Below are 16,909 nucleotides of genomic sequence, written 5' to 3'. Positions count from 1 at the left end.
AGTCATGGACGTTGAAAATGCAGCAGCCCTCGAAAACCGATACGCGCTTGCCGAACGGATGGCCCGCGAGGGTGGGGCGGTGGCGCATCAATATTTCCGCGACCGCGGAAGTCTCGCGATCGAGACCAAGCGCGATCCGCAGGATGTCGTCTCGATCGCCGATCGCGGCGTCGAGCAGCTGATCCGCAAGGCGATTGCAAAAGAATTTCCGGAAGACGGCGTGCTGGGCGAGGAATATGGCCTGGAAGCCGGCACATCCGGCTTCACCTGGGTCATCGACCCGATCGACGGCACCAGCGCGTTTCTGGCCGGCATGCCGACATGGTGCGTTTCGATCGGGCTGCTTCATGAGGGCAAGGCGGTGGTCGGGGTGATCAATGCGCCCTGCCTTGATGAGCATTACGCCGCTGCGGCCGGAAAGGGTGCCTTCCTGAACGGCGAAAGGCTGTTGCTCACGGGTGCAATCACGCCCCGCAATGCCCTGACCGGGATCGGCGCCAACAGCGAGGTCTCGCCGCAATCGGTTGCCGCCATGGTCGAGCGTCTGCTCATGGAAAACGGCAATTTCATCCGCAACGGTTCCGGCGCTCTGATGATCGCCTATGTCGCGGCAGGCCGTCTGGCAGGCTATATCGAGCCGTCCATGCATGCCTGGGACTGCCTGGCGGGCTATTGTCTTGTTGTGGAAGCAGGTGGATCGCACCTGCCCTTTCCCGTGGAGGGCAAAGGCCTGACGGGCGGCGCGCCGGTGCTGGCGGCCGGTCCTGGAAGCTTGGACGCGCTTGCAAAGATTGCGCAGTTCGTGGAAGTCTGAGAAGGTAAAGTTTCCGCCTCCGGCCGGGGAGGGCTGGCGGCGGTGTCAAGGGTGGCCGATGGCTGCCCGTCATTGGTTGGGAGGAAACATGTCTATTCGTTTAAAAGCCGCATCGACGGCTCTGTTCGCCGTGGCCTTTGCCATCGGCAGCCAGGCATTCGCAGAGACCGAATTGCAATGGTGGCACGCCATGACCGGCGCCAATAACGAGGTGGTCGATCAACTGGCGAAGGAATTCAACGACAGCCAGGACGATTACAAGATCGTGCCGGTGTTCAAGGGCACCTATCCCGAAACGCTGAATGCCGGCATCGCCGCATTCCGCTCGCGCCAGCCGCCGGCGATCATCCAGGTCTTCGATGCAGGCTCCGGCGTGATGATGTCTGCCGAAGGTGCCGTGGTGCCGGTTGCCGAGGTGCTGGAAAAGGGCGGCTATACCTTCGACAAGTCGAACTATCTGCCGGGCATCGTCGCCTATTATTCGAAGCCGGATGGCACCATGCTGTCCTTCCCCTACAACTCGTCGTCGCCGATCCTCTATTACAACAAGGATATCTTCGAAAAGGCCGGCCTCGATCCGAACGCGCCGCCCAAGACCTGGCCGGAAGTCTTCGATGCCGCACGCAAGATCAAGACCAGCGGTGCGGCCAATTGCGGCCTGACCTCGACCTGGCTCACCTGGATCCAGACCGAGAATTTCGCCGCGTGGAACAATGTGCCCTATGGCACCAATGAGAACGGACTTGCGGGCACCGATGTCGAGCTGGAAATCAATGCGCCGATCTATGTCGAGCATTTTCAGGCGATCGCCGACCTCGCCAAGGATGGCGTGTTCCGCTATGGCGGACGCACCTCGGAGGCCAAGCAGCTGTTTCTTTCCGGCGAATGCGGCATCCTGACGGAATCCTCCGGCGGGCTGGGCGATATCGTCAAGAGCGGCATGAATTACGGCATCGGCCAGCTGCCTTATTATGAAGGTCACGGACCGCAGAACACGATCCCGGGCGGCGCCAGCCTCTGGGTGTTTGCAGGCAAGAGCGACGACGAGGAAAAGGGCATTGCCGAGTTCTTCAACTTCCTGTCGCAGACCGATATCCAGGCCCGCCTGCACCAGGTTTCCGGTTATCTGCCGGTGACGATGGCGGCCTATGAGGCGACCAAGGAATCCGGTTTCTACGACAAGAACCCGGGCCGCGAAACGCCGATCCAGCAGATGATGGGCAAGGCGCCCACCGAAAACTCCAAGGGCGTGCGCCTCGTCAACCTGCCGCAGGTGCGCGATATCCTGAACGAGGAGTTCGAGAAGATGCTCGCCGGCGAACAGGATGCGAAGGCAGCGCTTGATTCAGCCGTCGAACGCGCAAACGCATCGATCAAAGAGGCGAACGGCCGGTAAAGAGGCCAGCCGCACTCCGCCCGCCGCTGATGGCGGGCGGTTCCTTTTTGTTTGCGGAGAGTGCCGTGCAACGCGTCGTGTTTCCAAACAAGGTCCTGCCCTACGTCCTGGTGGCGCCGCAGATCATCCTGACGGTGATCTTCTTCATCCTGCCTGCAAGCCAGGCGCTCTATCAGTCCGCGCTGCGCGAAGACGCCTTCGGGCTGCGCTCGACCTTTGTCGGCCTCGACAATTTTCGCATGCTGTTTGAGGATCCGGGCTATCTGCACTCGGTCAAGGTGACGGTGATCTTCACAGTCGCGACTGCGCTTTTGTCGATGGCGGTGGCGCTGCTGCTTGCGACCGCTGCCGACAAGGTGGTCCGGGGGAAGACCTTCTACCGCACGCTGATGATCTGGCCCTATGCGGTGGCGCCAGCCGTTGCCGGCATGCTGTTCCTGTTCATGTTCAACCCGGCCATGGGCACGCTTGCCTACATCATGCGCCGCAACGGGTTCGACTGGGACCCGCTGCTCAATGGCTCCCAGGCGATGACGATGGTGATCGTGGCGGCAGCCTGGAAGCAGATCAGCTACAATTTCCTGTTCTTCGTCGCGGGCCTGCAGGCGATCCCGAAATCGCTGATCGAGGCTGCGGCGATCGATGGCGCCCGTGGCGCACGGCGGTTCTGGACCATTGTGTTTCCGCTGCTTGCGCCCACCACCTTCTTCCTGCTGGTGGTCAACACGGTCTACGCCTTCTTCGATACGTTCGGCATCATCCATGCTGTAACCGGCGGCGGGCCGGCGCGGGCGACCGAGATCCTGGTCTACAAGGTCTATAATGATGGCTTCGTGAACCTCAATCTCGGCTCGTCCGCGGCGCAGTCCGTGGTGCTGATGATCATCGTCATCGCGCTCACAGCCTTCCAGTTCCGTTTCATCGAAAAGCGGGTGCATTATGCGTGAGGCCGGCAGATGATTGAAAAACGTCCCTTCGCGACAGCGCTTGGCCACCTCTATCTGGTGCTCGGCATCATCATTGTCGCCTTTCCGATCTATTATACCTTCGTCGCCTCGACCATGACGTCGAGCGAGATCATCCGCCCGCCAATCTCTCTGCTTCCGGGCGGGCATCTCGTCGAGAACTATGCGGAAGCGCTGTCCGGCGGGGTCGAACGCGTCGTCGGCGTCAGCCTCGGGCGGATGCTCCTCAATACCTTGCTGGTGTCGCTGGCAATCGCCATCGGCAAGATCGTGATCTCGTTCCTGTCGGCCTTCGCGATCGTGTTCTTCCGCTTTCCCTTCCGGATGGTGTTCTTCTGGATGATCTTCATCACCCTGATGCTGCCCGTCGAAGTGCGCATCCTGCCGACCTACCGGGTGATCGTCGAACTCGGCATGATCGACACCTATGCCGGGCTGACGCTGCCGCTGATGGCGTCTGCCACCGCCACTTTCCTGTTTCGCCAGTTCTTCCTGACGATCCCGGGGGAGCTCGTCGAGGCGGCGCGGATCGACAATGCCGGTCCGCTCCGGTTCATGCGCGACATCCTGCTGCCGCTGTCGCGCACCAATATCGCGGCCCTGTTCGTGATCCTGTTCATCTATGGCTGGACCCAATATCTTTGGCCGCTTCTGATCACCAATGACGCACAGATGACCACGATCATCATCGGGCTCAGGAAAATGGTCGATTTCACCGATGCCTCGACGCCGTGGAACTATGTGATGGTGACCGCGATCCTCGCCATCATCCCGCCGATCGTCGTCGTCGTCCTGATGCAGCGCTGGTTCGTCAAGGGCCTTGTGGAGACAGAGAAATAATGTCCGGAATTCATCTGAAGGATGTCCGCAAGGTCTATGCGGGCGATATCGAAGCCATCAAGGGTGTCACGCTCGACATTGCGGATGGCGAACTCGTGGTTCTCGTCGGGCCCTCCGGCTGCGGCAAGTCGACTCTGCTGCGCATGATCGCGGGGCTTGAGAGCATCACGTCAGGCGATATCGTGATTGCCGACCGCGTGGTCAACACGCTGGAGCCGGCGGAACGCGATATCGCCATGGTATTCCAGAACTATGCGCTCTACCCGCACATGACGGTGCGCCAGAACCTTGCCTATGGGCTGAAGAATCGCGGCATGCCCAAGGCCGAGATCGAGCAGCGGATCGGCAAGGCTGCAGCCGCGCTCGAGATCGCGCAATATCTGGACCGCAAGCCCCGCCAGCTTTCCGGCGGCCAGCGCCAGCGTGTCGCCATGGGCCGCGCGATCGTGCGTGAACCATCCGCCTTCCTGTTCGACGAGCCGCTCTCCAATCTCGATGCGAAATTGCGCACCCAGATGCGGGTCGAGATCAAGCGACTGCAGCGCTCGCTCGCCACCACCAGCGTCTATGTCACCCATGACCAGATGGAGGCGATGACGCTCGCCGACCGGCTGGTGGTGCTGAACGGCGGGCGGATCGAGCAGATGGGTACGCCGATCGAGCTCTATGAACGTCCGGCCACGACCTTTGTTGCAACCTTCATCGGTTCGCCCTCGATGAACCTGTTCGCCGTGCCCGGCGATGCCGCGATCGTATACAACAGTCCGGCGATGGACCGGGGCGAGGTTGCGACGGTGGGCGTGCGACCCGAGGATCTCGTGCCGGTCGACGAGGGCGACCTGACGCCCGCCATCAGCCTGCAGGCGGCCGTGGAGGCGATCGAACTCGTTGGCGCCGAAAGCTATGTCTACGCCAGAACGGACGATGGCCTGGCGGTCCTCTTCCGCGTGGCCGGCCGAAGCCGCATGCCGATCGGCAGCACGGTGACCATCGGCGCGCCGGAAGCTGCGCTGCATCTATACGACAAGGATGGCAAGAGGATCGAGGCGCCGGCGGGGTGAACGGCGATCGGATCTGATCGCCGCCATGCGATAGGTTCTATCCCTGGGTGGCGAAGGTGCGGTCTGCAAGTTTCGGCAGCATCAGGCGGAAGACGATCGATCGCACGCCCTGGAAGGCGAGCATCGCAATCCACAGGCCGTGATTGCCGAAGAGCGGCTGAAGCACGGCCCAGATCGCAAAATAACAGGCAAGCGAGACCAGCATCAGATTGCGCATTTCGCGCGACCAGGTGGCCCCGATGAAGACGCCGTCCATCTGGAAGGCGATGACGCCGACAAGCGGCATGATCGCGGCATAGGGCAGGTATGCCTGAGCGAGCGCCTGCGTTTCGGGGATCGGAGCGATCAGCGCGACCACGGCCGGTCCGGTAAAAAAGAAGGTCGCCGAAACGATCACCGCCATCACGATCCCCCAGAGCGTCGTCAACCGGATCACACGGTCGAAGGAGGGACGGTAAAAGGCGCCGATGGCGCGACCGGCAAGCTGCTCGGCGGCCGTGGCAAATCCGTCGAGAAAGGCCACGCCGAAGAAATAGTAGCGCAGCAGCACGGTGTTGGCGGCGAGGATATCCGTGCCCAGAACGCCGGACTGGCGGGTGAAGAAGGACAGGCCGATCAGAAGCGCGAAGGAGCGGATCATCATGTCGCGGTTGACAGAAAACATCCGCCTCATGGTCGCAAGATCCGGCTTTTCCCAAAGCCTCAGGTCGGTCCGCCTGAGGATCAGGATCGCGCCGGCAAAGGCTGTCAGCCCTTCGGCCACAAGGCTGGCCGCGCCTGCGCCTGCAAGCCCATGGTCAGACCAGAGCACCCAGAGGAAGGCGAAAAACAGCGTGAGCCCGTTGAGCGCCACCTGCAGGAGAAGCGCCGTCACGGCCTCGCCGCGCCCGATCACCCAGCCGAAGACGACGAAGTTGAACAGCGCAAACGGCGCCGACCAGACCCGCCAGGAATAATAGGTCCAGGCCGCTTCGCCGACGGGGCCGTCGGCATCGAGCGCCAGAAGTCCGAGCCTGCCGATCGGCACATGCAGGAGCACGATCAGGAGGCCGGAAAAAAGCGCAATCATGATGCCGCCCAAGAGCATGCGCTGTTCAAGCCGCCGGTCGCCCGCACCAACCGCCTGCGCGGTAAAGCCGGTGGTCGCGCCGCGCAGAAAATTGAAAGTGACGAACAGCACATCGAAGATCACCGCGGCAAGCGCCACGCCGCCGATCAGTACCTCGTTGCGTAGTTGTCCGATCACGCCGGTTGCGGCAAGGCCGACCAGCGGCGTCGAGAAATGCGCCACCATCATCGGCAGTGCAATGGTCAGCACCTGCCTGTGGGTGACGTGAAAGGGGCGGGGCGTCCGTGCCTTTTCCAAATGCTTTATTCCTCAGCGCGCTCCAGCGCGTGCGCATGTCACCAGGTTCTTCAAAAGCATGGCCCGTGTCAGCGCACCGACGGACCCGTGGGGCGGGGTCATCCAACCCGCAATGGTGCGGCATGCCTCGTCGATATCCGAGACCATCCGTCCGTCTTCAGTGTAGCTGATGCCGACGCCGACAAGGGCCGCACCCGGTTTCACCATGTCGGGAGTGACGAAGCCTGCGGCGCCAAGCGCTGCGATCACGATATCCGCCCGCCTGAGTTCGGCCGCGACATCGACGCTTTTCGAATGGAGAAGCGTTACGGTGGCGTCGATGCCTCGCTGCGACAGCAGCATCGCAAGCGGCCTTCCGACCAGGGCCCCGCGTCCCAGAATGGCGACACGGCGGCCGGTGAGCGGCACCTGATGATGCTGGAGCAGTGCCAGGATGCCCGCCGGCGTGCAGGGCGGTAGGCGCGGCTTGCCGGAGACCAGGCGTCCGAGATTGAACGGATGCAGCCCGTCGATATCCTTGACCGGCAAAACCGCCTCGATTGAGTCATCGCCATCGAGGTGGCCGGGCAGGGGCAGCTGAACCATCAGGCCGTGAACGGTGGGGTCGCGGTTCAGCGTGTCGATGGTTTTCGAAAGCATCTCCGTCGATATGTCGCTGCCAAGGCGAATATCGCGCGCCGCAATGCCGGTCTCGGCGCAGTCCTGATGCTTGCGCGCAATATAGGACGCGCTTGCCGGATCGTCGCCGACAAGAACCGTCGCGAGCAAGGGCGTTATGCCGCGTGCTGCAAGGTCTCGAACCTCAAGCGAAATTTCTGCGCGCAGCCTGGCGGCAAGCGCCTCGCCATCGAGGCATATTGCCGCCCCGTGCTGCCGGTCCGCGACCGTCATTTGAGACCGATGGAGGGATCGATGAAGCGGTTGGTGACAACATCGTCCGGGCTCACATCCGGATCGGAACGCTCGTCCAGATGAGGCTTGGTGATTGCCAGCATCTCGGCGACGCGGTCCATGTCGAAGTCGCCGACCGTCTCGTTCGGGCCGTTGCCGATAATGCCGTTTGCCACCATGGTTTTTGCCGCGAAATCGGTGACGTCTGCATCGGTCTTCCACCAGCCGACGCCATTGCCGGCCTCGTTGAAGGCGACGATCAGCGCGTTGATCTCGGCAGGGTCGGCGGCATAGTCGACCGTTGCCTGCTGCAGCAGCGGCACCAATTTTTCGAGGCAGGGCGCAAGCTCGTCCATCCGGCTCTTGGCAACCGAAACCATGCCCGTGTAATTGCGGTAGCCGAGATCGTCGATCAGCAGATAGTCGATCGGCTTGCCCCAATTGTTGCCATGCTCGAACTTGTAGGCCTCGCTCGTCAGAAAGCCCTGGTTCAGCCAAGTGCCGTTATGGGTGACGAAGTTCTCGCCGTCACCGCGATAGCCCTCGATGAACACCTCTTCCGGCACGCCCTCTTCGACCAGATAGCGGCCGAAGGTGCGCTTGATCGTCGAGACGTAGATCTTGCCTTCATCGCTGTCAGCAAACGCCTTCAGATCATCGATCGAGTGGAAGCCGTCGGGGTAGGTTGCCTTGTCCCACAACAGCACGGTCGGCGAGATATCGAGCGGCGCGAACACGCCGACCACGGGAAAGCGCTTGGAAAAGATGAAGGCGTTGTCGAGTTCCTGATAGCCGAGATGCGGCACGACGCCGGCCTTCGAATTGCCCATGTAGAGCGCGGAATAGGCGGTTTCGCCATCGCCGAGGCCAAGTCCGCCGCCGCCCTCGAGAATGGTGAGGTCGATGCCGGTCGCGCCGAGCGGTCCGGTATACTGTCCCGGCGACATCTCGCCGCCGCCGCCGATCAGCTGGTAGAGCGGTGCCTGCTCGGCCTGCATCAGCCAGTCCTTCTGGATGATCAGCGGGTTCGGGCAGACATCGGCAAGCGGCGTGGCGTAATGCGCCTTGGCGAAGGAACCGGGTTCTTCGGCATGGGCGGGCAGGGCGGCAAAACCGGCGAAAAGCGCGGTCAAGAGCGTGTTTGCGGTCTTGGTCTTCATGGTATTCCCCTTCAGTTAGGCGTCCACGGAAATGTCATTCCTGCCCCGCGCCCGAATCGTGCCAGTGGGCAAAGAGCCGGTTGCCGAGCCAGTTGAAGCCCAGATAGACGCCGATCGACAGGGCCGAGGCGGCCAGAAGCGCGGCATACATCTGCTCGTATTTGAAGTCTATTTTCGCGTTCATCAGCAATTGGCCGAGCCCGCCCTTTCCCGAGAGAAAGAAAAGTTCGGAAACGATCGCGGCGATCACCGCCATGCTGCCGGCAATCCTCAGTCCTGCAAACAGGGTCGGCGTTGCCGATGGCAGGCCTGCCTTCTTCAGGATTACCCACCAGCCGGCGTTCTGGAGACGGAACAGGTCGATGATGTTGCGGTCGACGCTCTTCAGCCCGAGCAAAAGCGTCGTGGGAATGGCGAAGAAGGTGAACAGCGCCACGATCAGCACTTTCGGCAGGAAACCGAAGCCGAGCGCGCTCTGGATCAGCGGAATGATCGCCATGATCGGGATCGACTGCAGCGCCACCAGATAAGGGAACACCGCCTTTTCCGCGACATAGTACCGAAACATCAGGATGCCGAGCAGAATGCCGACAGGGATCGAGATGGCGAGGCCCGAAAGCGCGATCGCGACCGTCGTCAGCGCCCTGAGGCCGAGTTCGGCCATGAATTCCCGGTTGGAAATGGCGTTTTGCCACATGCCGTTCGCACCCGGCAGCAGGAATTGCCGGTGTTCGGGCAATCCGCTGCGCACCGCCGCATAGAGGATGACAACCGCAATCCCCATTGCAAGCGGCGGTATCAGGCTGTGGGCGAGCCTTCGGGCAAAACCCGGCGGCCGTTTCAGCGGTTTTGGCTGATAGCGCTCGATCTCGGCGGTCACGGGCTTTTCCATCGCTCAGTCCTCGATCGCATGGCGAAGCGCCCTTGATACCAGGCCGCAAAGGCGCGCGAATTCCGGCTCGTAGCGCAGCTCGGCGCTGCGCTCATCGCCGAGATCGATGTCGACTGTCTCGATGATGCGGCCCGGCCTGCGCGACATCACGACAACCCGCGTCGACATGTAAACGGCCTCCGCAATCGAATGGGTCACGAACAGGCCGGTGAACCCTTCACGCCGGTAGTGGGCGCGCACCTCGTCGTTCAGGCGTTCGCGGGTAATCTCGTCCAGCGCGCCAAAGGGCTCGTCGAACATGAAGACCTTCGGATTGAGCGAGAGCGACCGGGCAAGCGAGGCGCGCATGCGCATGCCGCCGGAAAGCCGCTTCGGATAATGGTTCTCGAAACCGGTCAGGCCTACCAGCGCGATCTTTTCCGCAGCGATCTGCTTTCGCGCGCTAACGGGGTAGTCTCTCAGCTCCATCAGCAGTTCGACATTTTCGCTGACCGGCCGCCAGGGCAGGAGGGTGGGATCCTGAAAGGTGTAGCCGAGCCTCTGCCGGTCAACCCAGATGTCGCCGGCGGTATGCGTGGAAAGGCCGCTCGCGATGCGCAACAGCGTCGACTTTCCGCAGCCGGAAGGGCCGACGATCGAGACGAATTCACCGGATCTGACGGAAAGATCGATATCCTTCAACGCTTCCGTGCCATCGGGAAACGTCATCGAGACGTTGGAAAACACGATGGCATTGCTGCCGGTCAGGCCCGATCCAGCGTCGGTTTCAGGGCCGTTCTTCAGAGCCGGTTTCATCTGGCTTTCGATCATCGGGCGCAATGTCCTCAGCGGCTCAGAAGTTCAGCATGGCTTGCCGCACATCTTCGATGAAGGCGGCTGAGCGTTTCTGCGTCATATTGTTGATGTCGTCAAGAGCATGATATTCCACCTTGACGCGCGGATGGCAAACGACGCGCAAAAACCGCGTGGCATTGCGGCGCGGCGGATCGCCCAGCATCATCGCCCGCCAGCGTTTCGACCCATAGGTAGTAACGGTCGCGAGCTTGCGGATGTTGGTAAGCCCCGGCGACAATTTTCCATCCTGGAGCTTGAAGGACACGTCCGGCAGGAAGACGCGATCGAAATAGCCCTTCATGATCGCCGGCCAGCCGAAATTCCAGACAGGGTGGCACAGCACCACCGCGTCGGCGGCCATCAGGCGCTCGACATAAGGCTGGACCCGGCTGCGGTTGATCGCAATGTCGTGGTACTCGCTGCGGTCCTCAGCAGAAAGCACCGGATCGAAACCCTCCGCATAAAGGTCGAGGTCGTCCACCTCGTGGCCGGCCGTCTTCAGGCTTTCGACCACGGTTTCGTGCAACCGTGCGGCGAGGCTGTCTTTCAGCGGATGGGCATATATGACGTGAACCTTCATGGGAGGGCTATTTCTTCTCGGAGTTGAACAGAAAGATGCGATCCTTTTCCCAGCGCCAGTCCGGGTCGGTGAAGGCAATCATCTTTCCCGGATTGAGCAGGCCCTTGGGATCGTTTTCGCGCTTGAACTGAAGCTGAGCCTCATCGGTGCGTTTCATGCCCCCCTCCTCGAGCGTCACGCGGTGAGGGTTGAAGACGGTCAGGCCGAGACCGTTTTCGAGCGTTTCGACGATCAGTTCGATGTGTTCGGTGGATTGGTAGCGCACAAGCGGCATGGCAACCGCGCTCAGGCGGCCGGCAAAGCGCGTGAACTCAAAATGCATCAGCAGGTCTTCGCCGAATGTTTCCTCGATCCGCCGGAGGCTGCCTTCGAGATCGTCCTGCGGCAGCAGCATCTGCAGATAGGTGATCTCGTCGTCGACCTTGAGCGCGCGCAGCGTCGTGTGGTTCCATGCGATCTCATGGATCGGCGGCAAGCGCTGGCCTTTCGCGTGCCCGTCGACCGGAAAGCGGATCGCGGCATTGCCGCTCCCGGCAACGATCTCTTCGAGTGCCGGCAGGCAGTCGCGCGCGACGATCAGCGCGATCGCCGCATCGCCAGGCCGCGTAAAATGCTGGTAGCGGCCGAAATATCGCTCCGGGATCGGCGCCTGGAAGGTGGAAAGCATCCGCAGCGCAATCTGCGGATGATCGCCGAGAAGGAAGGCGAGCCGGTTCGCGGCGTTGAAGTCCTCCGCGCCGATCAGCACATCGACCCAATCGCCAGCCGGATCGATGGGGATTTCGACTTCGGTGATGACGCCGTTGACGCCATAGGCATGGGCGGCCTTGGCGATATCGTCTCCGGTCAGTTCGAGGATGCGCGGCTCGGCTTCCATCGTGACGAGGCGGAGGCGACGGATGTTGGCGGGATTGCGAAGCCCGCCCCAGCGCACGGCGCCGATGCCGCTGGAGCCGCCGGCAATGAAGCCGCCAATGGTGGCTGTGGCGACGGTCGAGGGAAACAGGCGGATTTCGCGGCCTTTCTCCCGCGCTGCTTCCTCCACGCGGGCAAGCACGGCGCCGGGTTCTGCGATCAGATGATCGTCGGCGACCGCGATCACGTTTTTCATGTGTTTCATATGCAGGACCGCGCCGCCTGCAAGCGGCATGGCCTGGCCGTAATTGCCGGTTCCCGCCCCGCGCACCGTGACCGGCACGTCATGGCGATGGCAGGTCGCGAGGATATCGACAATCTCAGCCTCGTTGCGCGGGGCGACGACAAAATCGCCGCAGACTGCGTCGAGCAGTTCCTTCAGGACCGGACTGTACCAGTAGAAGTCCCGGCTTTTTTGCTGCACCGTTCGGGCATTGTCGTCCAGATCGTAGCAGGAGAGCGCCTTGCGGCAGGCTTCGATGTTCTCCTTCATGCGCTTGCCCTCCACTCGGACCCATGCATGGCGATGTCGAACAGGCCGCCCGAGAGCGGCCGTCCCGTGCGCAACACAGTGCGCCGCATGCCGGATGGCGTAAACAGGTCTGCCCAGTCCCGTGCCTCGAAGATTGCGCAATCGGCATCGTCTCCGGGCCTGATCCAGCCGCAATCGGCGAGCCCGATGATCTTTGCGGCGCGCCAGTGGACCGATGGCGCCCAGTGCGCGGGCGCGTTTTCGAGGTGGGCGAGGATATGGGCCTGACGCAGAACATCCACCATGTCGAAATCGCCATAGGGATAAAACGCATCGCGGACATTGTCGGAGGCAAAACAGGTGGCGATGCCGGCGGCGTCGAGTTCGTGCACCGGGGCAATGCCGCGCCAGCGCGGCGTGTGGCCCGCTCTTCGATCCTGCAGGAAGCCATTGGTCAGCGGAAGCGCGATCACGCTGATCCCGGCCTCGGCGACCCGATCGATGAGACGGGAATTGTCTTCCATCGCGGAAAGTGCGCAGCAATGGCCGGCCGTAATCCGCCCCTTGTGTCCGCGCTGCAGGGCGATATCGGCAAGCAGACGAAGACCGTCGGCATCAGCAGCGAGCGTTTCGTCGACATGAAGGTCAAGATCGAGCCCATGGGCATCGGCGGCTGCCAGCAGCCGTTCGAGCCGCGGTTTTGACGTCGCGCCGGGGGCGATGAAGGCGCCTAGAACGCCGCCGATCTCGGCAAGCTGACGGCAGCGTGTGTCGAAGTCTTCGCCCTCGACGCGGAACAGTGCCATCAGCGCCACCGCCTGCAGCCTGATCCTGTCTTTCCATTCCGTGCGCATTGCACGAAAGGCCGCCCAGGCGGGGCTTGAAAGCGGCGCATCGAAGGTATCGAGATGGGTGCGCATCGCTACCGTATTGTTGCGCTCGGCGGCGGCCAGCGCTCGCTGCATTCGCCCTGCGATATCTTCTTCCGTCCTGTGGCCTGCATCGGCCATGGAAAGCGCGACGGCGCTGCCGAGGCCTTCGGTCGAAAAACCGGTGCGGTGGACGGTGAAGGCCTTGTCGAGATGGACATGCGCATCGACGAAGCCGGGCAGAATGATCCGTCCGCCGGCATCCTGCCCGGGCTCAGCCGGGTCGGCGATGGCGAGCTTGCCGTTGCGGATCGCAAGGTCGAGGCGCACCAGGCCTGTCTGCGGATCCGGCGCGCCATGATCGAAGCCGGAGACCAGGGTTGCAGGCGCGCTCAGATTGCGCAGCGTCAGCGATCGGGTCTCGACTGACGGCTTCATGCGCGCCCTCCGGGACCGGCGCAAGCGGCGGTTTCATCAAGCAGGCGCGCATAGCGGCCTGCTGCATGTTCTGCGATTGCCGCGCCGGTTGCCGCCGTCGCCGAGGCGGCATCACCGGCAACGCCTGCGGGGTGCAGGTCCTCTGCAACCCACCCCATGCCGACCGGCCCCGCCATGCGCAGCACCGCGTTTTCCTCTGCCATTTGTGCCGAGGCGGGCACAAAGTTCTCCGCCCTTGTCATGTCAACGAGGTCCGGCCTGACATGCAGCATCACGGCCGTTTCCACGAGCCCGCCATGGATGCCGTCGCGCTGTTCGCGCGCGCTGATGAGACCATCCGGAAATCCCATCGCCATCCATCCGGCCGAAACGACCAGCATGTTCTGCTCCACCCGCAGCGCGCGGGCCGCCATCTGCAGCACCGGCACGTTTCCGCCATGGGCATTCAGGAAAACGAGTTTTGAAAATCCGGCGCGGGCGACGCTTCGTCCGATCTGCATCAGGGTGGCGAAGAGCGTCGGCCCGTCAAGCGTCAGCGTGCCCGGAAAGGAAAGGTGTTCGTCGGACTTGGCGTAGGTCACGGTGGGCAGGATGTAGACCTCGGCCTTGAGAGCCCGCCGCGCAGCCTCCCGCGCCATGTGGCCTGCGAGCAGGCTATCGGTGGCAAGCGGCAAATGGGGGCCGTGCTGCTCGGTGGCGCCAACCGGCAGCAGCGCCAGCGCACGATCGGGATCGATGGCGCTGAAATCAGTGGTCTTCAGGTCTTGCCAATGATAGTAAGCCATGTATTGTTCGCTTATCGAGCAAATGTTCGTTAAAGCGTAAACGAACGTGCTCCCGGGTCAAGTCGAAAATTGCGCACTGCAACATTGCCTTCGTTGAGGAGATGCCGCCATGCTGGATGAGCAGGACCGGGAAATTTCACTGACCTTCGCCAAGGGTCTTTCAGTCCTGCTTGCCTTCGATGCCCGAGACCGATCCATCACGGTCTCGGAGATCGCGCAGAAGGTCGGCCTCAACCGCGCAGTGGCGCGCCGGCTGGTGCGCACGCTGGAACAGCTTGGTTATGTCACAAGCGATCGCGGCCGGTATGCGTTGACGCCGCATGTGCTGAGATTGAGCCAGGGCTTCATCGAGGGCAGGGGGATCCCGCAACTGATCCAGCCGGTGTTGCGCGCGGCTGCAGATGACATCGGCGAGGCGGTCTCCTTCGCCATGCTGGATGATACCGACGCGGTCTATGTCGCCCATGCCTTCCTGCCGGCGAAATTCACGCTGAACCGGATTTCGGTCGGCACCCGCGTACCGCTCTGGCCGACGGCAGCGGGCCGTGCCATCCTTGCCTTTCTGAATGCCGAACGCGGCGATCCGCTGTTGAAAACCCCGGAATTCGCCGTTTACGCCAATGCCGCCGGCACGGACCAGTCGGCCTTCTCCGAGTTGCTCGCGGTCATTCGCGCCGCAGGATATGCCATTACGGACAGCGAATACATCGTCGGCGTCGGCTCGATTGCCGTACCTGTGCTCGATCCTGCCCGTGGCGAGGTGATCGGCGCGACATCGATCATCTTCGAATGCGGCCGATACAACGAAGCGGAGCTTGCGGAGATGGCGTTGCGGCTGCGCACATGCGCGGCGCATATCGCAGCCGCATTCTGAGGGGGAGAGCATGGTTGAGATCGTAAAAGGGTTCGAGCTTGCGCGTCGCATCGATTGCGAGACTGCCGCGCAGATAGCCGCCCTTGGCCGCGCGCCCCGCTGTCACGTGCTGATCGAACCGGAAAATCCGGGCCAGGCAGCCTATGCGGCGCGTCTCGGCACTGCGGCGGCCGCGCTCGGGATCGAACTTCAAACAGAGGCTTACGCCGACGATCCCGGCGATACCCTGGAACGGCTTCGAAGGCTCGGCGCTGCACGCGATATCGACGCGGTGATCACGCTTTATCCTCTGCCTCCGGGCCTTGCGGCAGAAGATGCGGCCGTGCTGCTTGGTGCAGGTCATGATGTCGACGGACTTCATCCCGAAAATGCCGGCAGGCTTGCCCTCGGCATGCCAAACCGCCCACCGGCCACGGCCTTGGCCTGCAAGCTTTTGGCGGAAGCGCTTGCGGGCGACCTCAGGGGCCGGGACATCGTGCTGGTCGGCGCCTCCCGCATTGTCGGCCGGCCTCTTGCAAACCTGCTGCTCGATGCGGAGGCGACCGTGACGCTGACCCATGCCGCAACCCGCGACCTTGCTTCCCATACGCTACGGGCCGACATCGTCGTCACGGCTGCGGGCGTTGCCGGATTGATGGGCGCTGATCATCTCCGCGACGGGGCGATCGTGCTCGATGTCGCGATCAATCGCGGGGCAGACGGCCTTGTCGGCGATGTCGATCTTTCGGCGATTTCTGAAAGGCCGATCACCATCACCCATGTGCCGGATGGCGTCGGCCCTGTGACCACGGCCTGCATGATGCGCAACATTGTCGAAGCGGCGCGTTGAGCGCGCGCATCAATCATATTGCATCGCAGCAGGTTTTGCCTTTCCATGGCGTGGAATCACTGCAAGCTCGACCATGATCGAAAAGGGAAAAACCATGATGAATGCCGTCCGTATGACTGTGTTGACATCGCTTGCGCTGGTCGCGGCGCTACCGGCTGCTCATGCCGCAGACGAAATCCGCCCCGGCGTGACCTATGCCGGCACGCCCTCTGAAGATCCGGATCGGGCTGCTATGGAAAACCTGATCTTCGATCTGGCCTCGGCCTGGGCATCCTGCAACCCGGACCTGATGGACGGCGTGGTTACGGATGATGTTGCGTTTTCCTACCCGACCAATGCGATCACCGGCAAGGAGGCGATGCTGGGCGATCTCGAAGCCTTCTGCAAGGCGGCCAAGGATACCAGTATCTATCTTCCGGCAGACGCCTTCTTCATCGACACCGAGACCGGCAGGATTGCCGCCGAACTCCAGTTCCGCACCTTTCAGCGCGGCGCCCGCCAGGTGGTCAACGATGTCTGGGTCGCCCATGTCAGCGATGGGAAGATTTCGGTGATAAAGGAATATCTCGATGGGCGCGTAAAGGATCTCCAGAGCCTCGGCGTGCTGGAATTGACCGAGAGCCCTGAAACGCTGACCCCGTGGCCGGCGCGCACAAAGGAATGGGAAGCATGCTTCCCGATCGTCAAGGCAGCGCCGGTCAATACCTGCCCCTGACGGCCACCTGCCTTCGGGTTCGTTCCGCCGGCGCGGCAGCGCTTGCGGCTTCGTGACGCTGAAATCACAAGCACTCTGACAACCTCCGGCCTCTCGTTCTGCCTTCCGGCAGTGTGAGGGGCCGAAATCGTCCGCCCGGCTACAGCGCCAGAAAATCAAAATTTGCGAAATAATGATTGCAATAAAATGCAATAGATATTACGTAATAAACAA

The 16,909-nt window shown here is 62.2% G+C and carries 17 protein-coding genes; 8 read left to right on the top strand and 9 right to left on the bottom strand.

From position 1 onward, the window contains the following. The first annotated feature begins 4 nt into the window (after positions 1 to 4). The 5 genes from HPQ62_RS14745 to HPQ62_RS14725 all read left to right on the top strand — a co-directional run bounded on the left by HPQ62_RS14745 (position 5) and on the right by HPQ62_RS14725 (position 5,076). Complete coding sequence (locus HPQ62_RS14745; protein ID WP_174803335.1) at positions 5 to 814, top strand: inositol monophosphatase family protein; 810 nt, start codon at positions 5 to 7, stop codon at positions 812 to 814. An 88-nt stretch (positions 815 to 902) separates the two neighbouring features. Then, positions 903 to 2,210 (top strand): sn-glycerol-3-phosphate ABC transporter substrate-binding protein UgpB, encoded by a 1,308-nt coding sequence (gene ugpB, locus HPQ62_RS14740; RefSeq protein WP_244629706.1) that lies wholly within the window; start codon positions 903 to 905, stop codon positions 2,208 to 2,210. Positions 2,211 to 2,275: 65 nt separating this feature from the next. Further along, entirely contained in the window at positions 2,276 to 3,157 is an 882-nt protein-coding gene (gene ugpA, locus HPQ62_RS14735; RefSeq protein ID WP_174803333.1) for a sn-glycerol-3-phosphate ABC transporter permease UgpA, read from the top strand. A 9-nt stretch (positions 3,158 to 3,166) separates the two neighbouring features. Then, the gene (gene ugpE, locus HPQ62_RS14730; RefSeq protein WP_174803332.1) at positions 3,167 to 4,015 is read left to right on the top strand and encodes a sn-glycerol-3-phosphate ABC transporter permease UgpE; all 849 of its coding nucleotides are present in this window, start codon (positions 3,167 to 3,169) and stop codon (positions 4,013 to 4,015) included. Continuing rightward, positions 4,015 to 5,076: a sn-glycerol-3-phosphate import ATP-binding protein UgpC gene (locus HPQ62_RS14725; RefSeq protein ID WP_174803331.1), complete on the top strand. Its 1,062-nt coding sequence runs from the start codon at positions 4,015 to 4,017 to the stop codon at positions 5,074 to 5,076. Before ugpE ends, HPQ62_RS14725 begins: the two co-directional genes overlap by 1 nt. A gap of 37 nt (positions 5,077 to 5,113) precedes the next feature. Here the strand turns inward: HPQ62_RS14725 and HPQ62_RS14720 are convergent, their stop codons facing one another. The 9 genes from HPQ62_RS14720 to HPQ62_RS14680 are packed head-to-tail and all read right to left on the bottom strand — an operon-like array spanning position 5,114 to position 14,278. Further along, positions 5,114 to 6,442: an MATE family efflux transporter gene (locus HPQ62_RS14720; RefSeq protein ID WP_244629705.1), complete on the bottom strand. Its 1,329-nt coding sequence runs from the start codon at positions 6,440 to 6,442 to the stop codon at positions 5,114 to 5,116. Between the two features lie 12 nt (positions 6,443 to 6,454). Continuing rightward, complete coding sequence (locus HPQ62_RS14715; RefSeq protein ID WP_174803330.1) at positions 6,455 to 7,333, bottom strand: bifunctional 5,10-methylenetetrahydrofolate dehydrogenase/5,10-methenyltetrahydrofolate cyclohydrolase; 879 nt, start codon at positions 7,331 to 7,333, stop codon at positions 6,455 to 6,457. After that, the gene (locus HPQ62_RS14710; protein WP_174803329.1) at positions 7,330 to 8,493 is read right to left on the bottom strand and encodes a hypothetical protein; all 1,164 of its coding nucleotides are present in this window, start codon (positions 8,491 to 8,493) and stop codon (positions 7,330 to 7,332) included. Before HPQ62_RS14710 ends, HPQ62_RS14715 begins: the two co-directional genes overlap by 4 nt. A gap of 34 nt (positions 8,494 to 8,527) precedes the next feature. Beyond that, a complete protein-coding gene (locus tag HPQ62_RS14705; protein WP_174803328.1) occupies positions 8,528 to 9,385 on the bottom strand; it encodes an ABC transporter permease in 858 nt (285 codons plus the stop codon). A 3-nt stretch (positions 9,386 to 9,388) separates the two neighbouring features. Further along, positions 9,389 to 10,195, bottom strand: a complete 807-nt coding sequence (locus tag HPQ62_RS14700) for an ABC transporter ATP-binding protein (RefSeq protein ID WP_206678085.1) — start codon at positions 10,193 to 10,195, stop codon at positions 9,389 to 9,391. 22 nt (positions 10,196 to 10,217) lie between these two features. After that, positions 10,218 to 10,799: an NAD(P)H-dependent oxidoreductase gene (locus tag HPQ62_RS14695; RefSeq protein WP_174803327.1), complete on the bottom strand. Its 582-nt coding sequence runs from the start codon at positions 10,797 to 10,799 to the stop codon at positions 10,218 to 10,220. Positions 10,800 to 10,806: 7 nt separating this feature from the next. Next, complete coding sequence (locus HPQ62_RS14690) at positions 10,807 to 12,207, bottom strand: FAD-binding oxidoreductase (RefSeq protein WP_174803326.1); 1,401 nt, start codon at positions 12,205 to 12,207, stop codon at positions 10,807 to 10,809. Further along, the gene (locus tag HPQ62_RS14685; protein ID WP_174803325.1) at positions 12,204 to 13,493 is read right to left on the bottom strand and encodes an amidohydrolase family protein; all 1,290 of its coding nucleotides are present in this window, start codon (positions 13,491 to 13,493) and stop codon (positions 12,204 to 12,206) included. The genes HPQ62_RS14690 and HPQ62_RS14685 overlap by 4 nt, the downstream gene beginning before the upstream one ends. Beyond that, the gene (locus HPQ62_RS14680) at positions 13,490 to 14,278 is read right to left on the bottom strand and encodes a creatininase family protein (RefSeq protein WP_174803324.1); all 789 of its coding nucleotides are present in this window, start codon (positions 14,276 to 14,278) and stop codon (positions 13,490 to 13,492) included. The genes HPQ62_RS14685 and HPQ62_RS14680 overlap by 4 nt, the downstream gene beginning before the upstream one ends. Positions 14,279 to 14,387: 109 nt before the next feature. On the opposite strand from HPQ62_RS14680, the gene HPQ62_RS14675 reads away from it, so the two are divergent. The 3 genes from HPQ62_RS14675 (at position 14,388) to HPQ62_RS14665 (ending at position 16,696) form a co-directional block, all read left to right on the top strand. Then, the gene (locus HPQ62_RS14675; RefSeq protein WP_174803323.1) at positions 14,388 to 15,152 is read left to right on the top strand and encodes an IclR family transcriptional regulator; all 765 of its coding nucleotides are present in this window, start codon (positions 14,388 to 14,390) and stop codon (positions 15,150 to 15,152) included. A gap of 10 nt (positions 15,153 to 15,162) precedes the next feature. Continuing rightward, positions 15,163 to 15,981, top strand: a complete 819-nt coding sequence (locus HPQ62_RS14670) for a bifunctional 5,10-methylenetetrahydrofolate dehydrogenase/5,10-methenyltetrahydrofolate cyclohydrolase (protein ID WP_174803322.1) — start codon at positions 15,163 to 15,165, stop codon at positions 15,979 to 15,981. A 97-nt stretch (positions 15,982 to 16,078) separates the two neighbouring features. Then, positions 16,079 to 16,696 carry a nuclear transport factor 2 family protein gene (locus HPQ62_RS14665; RefSeq protein ID WP_206678084.1) on the top strand — a complete coding sequence of 206 codons (618 nt, stop codon included), beginning with the start codon at positions 16,079 to 16,081 and terminating at the stop codon, positions 16,694 to 16,696. Positions 16,697 to 16,909: the final 213 nt, after the last annotated feature.

The sequence above is a fragment of the Martelella limonii genome, from assembly GCF_013344475.1.
In the GTDB taxonomy this organism is placed as follows: Bacteria; Pseudomonadota; Alphaproteobacteria; order Rhizobiales; family Rhizobiaceae; genus Martelella; species Martelella limonii.
The sequence above is the reverse complement of the archived record's forward strand: the minus strand, read 5'-3'. Positions and strand labels throughout refer to the sequence as shown.

Excerpts from the sequence above, each read along its gene's own strand:
- HPQ62_RS14675 (WP_174803323.1), top strand. The coding sequence starts at position 14,388 with ATGCTGGATGAGCAGGACCGGGAAATTTCACTGACCTTCGCCAAGGGT.
- HPQ62_RS14690 (WP_174803326.1), bottom strand. The coding sequence starts at position 12,207 with ATGAAGGAGAACATCGAAGCCTGCCGCAAGGCGCTCTCCTGCTACGAT.
- HPQ62_RS14700 (WP_206678085.1), bottom strand. The coding sequence starts at position 10,195 with ATGATCGAAAGCCAGATGAAACCGGCTCTGAAGAACGGCCCTGAAACC.
- HPQ62_RS14670 (WP_174803322.1), top strand. The coding sequence starts at position 15,163 with ATGGTTGAGATCGTAAAAGGGTTCGAGCTTGCGCGTCGCATCGATTGC.
- ugpB (WP_244629706.1), top strand. The coding sequence starts at position 903 with ATGTCTATTCGTTTAAAAGCCGCATCGACGGCTCTGTTCGCCGTGGCC.
- HPQ62_RS14665 (WP_206678084.1), top strand. The coding sequence starts at position 16,079 with ATGAATGCCGTCCGTATGACTGTGTTGACATCGCTTGCGCTGGTCGCG.
- HPQ62_RS14715 (WP_174803330.1), bottom strand. The coding sequence starts at position 7,333 with ATGACGGTCGCGGACCGGCAGCACGGGGCGGCAATATGCCTCGATGGC.
- HPQ62_RS14710 (WP_174803329.1), bottom strand. The coding sequence starts at position 8,493 with ATGAAGACCAAGACCGCAAACACGCTCTTGACCGCGCTTTTCGCCGGT.
- HPQ62_RS14680 (WP_174803324.1), bottom strand. The coding sequence starts at position 14,278 with ATGGCTTACTATCATTGGCAAGACCTGAAGACCACTGATTTCAGCGCC.
- ugpE (WP_174803332.1), top strand. The coding sequence starts at position 3,167 with ATGATTGAAAAACGTCCCTTCGCGACAGCGCTTGGCCACCTCTATCTG.
- HPQ62_RS14745 (WP_174803335.1), top strand. The coding sequence starts at position 5 with ATGGACGTTGAAAATGCAGCAGCCCTCGAAAACCGATACGCGCTTGCC.
- HPQ62_RS14695 (WP_174803327.1), bottom strand. The coding sequence starts at position 10,799 with ATGAAGGTTCACGTCATATATGCCCATCCGCTGAAAGACAGCCTCGCC.
- HPQ62_RS14685 (WP_174803325.1), bottom strand. The coding sequence starts at position 13,493 with ATGAAGCCGTCAGTCGAGACCCGATCGCTGACGCTGCGCAATCTGAGC.
- HPQ62_RS14705 (WP_174803328.1), bottom strand. The coding sequence starts at position 9,385 with ATGGAAAAGCCCGTGACCGCCGAGATCGAGCGCTATCAGCCAAAACCG.
- HPQ62_RS14725 (WP_174803331.1), top strand. The coding sequence starts at position 4,015 with ATGTCCGGAATTCATCTGAAGGATGTCCGCAAGGTCTATGCGGGCGAT.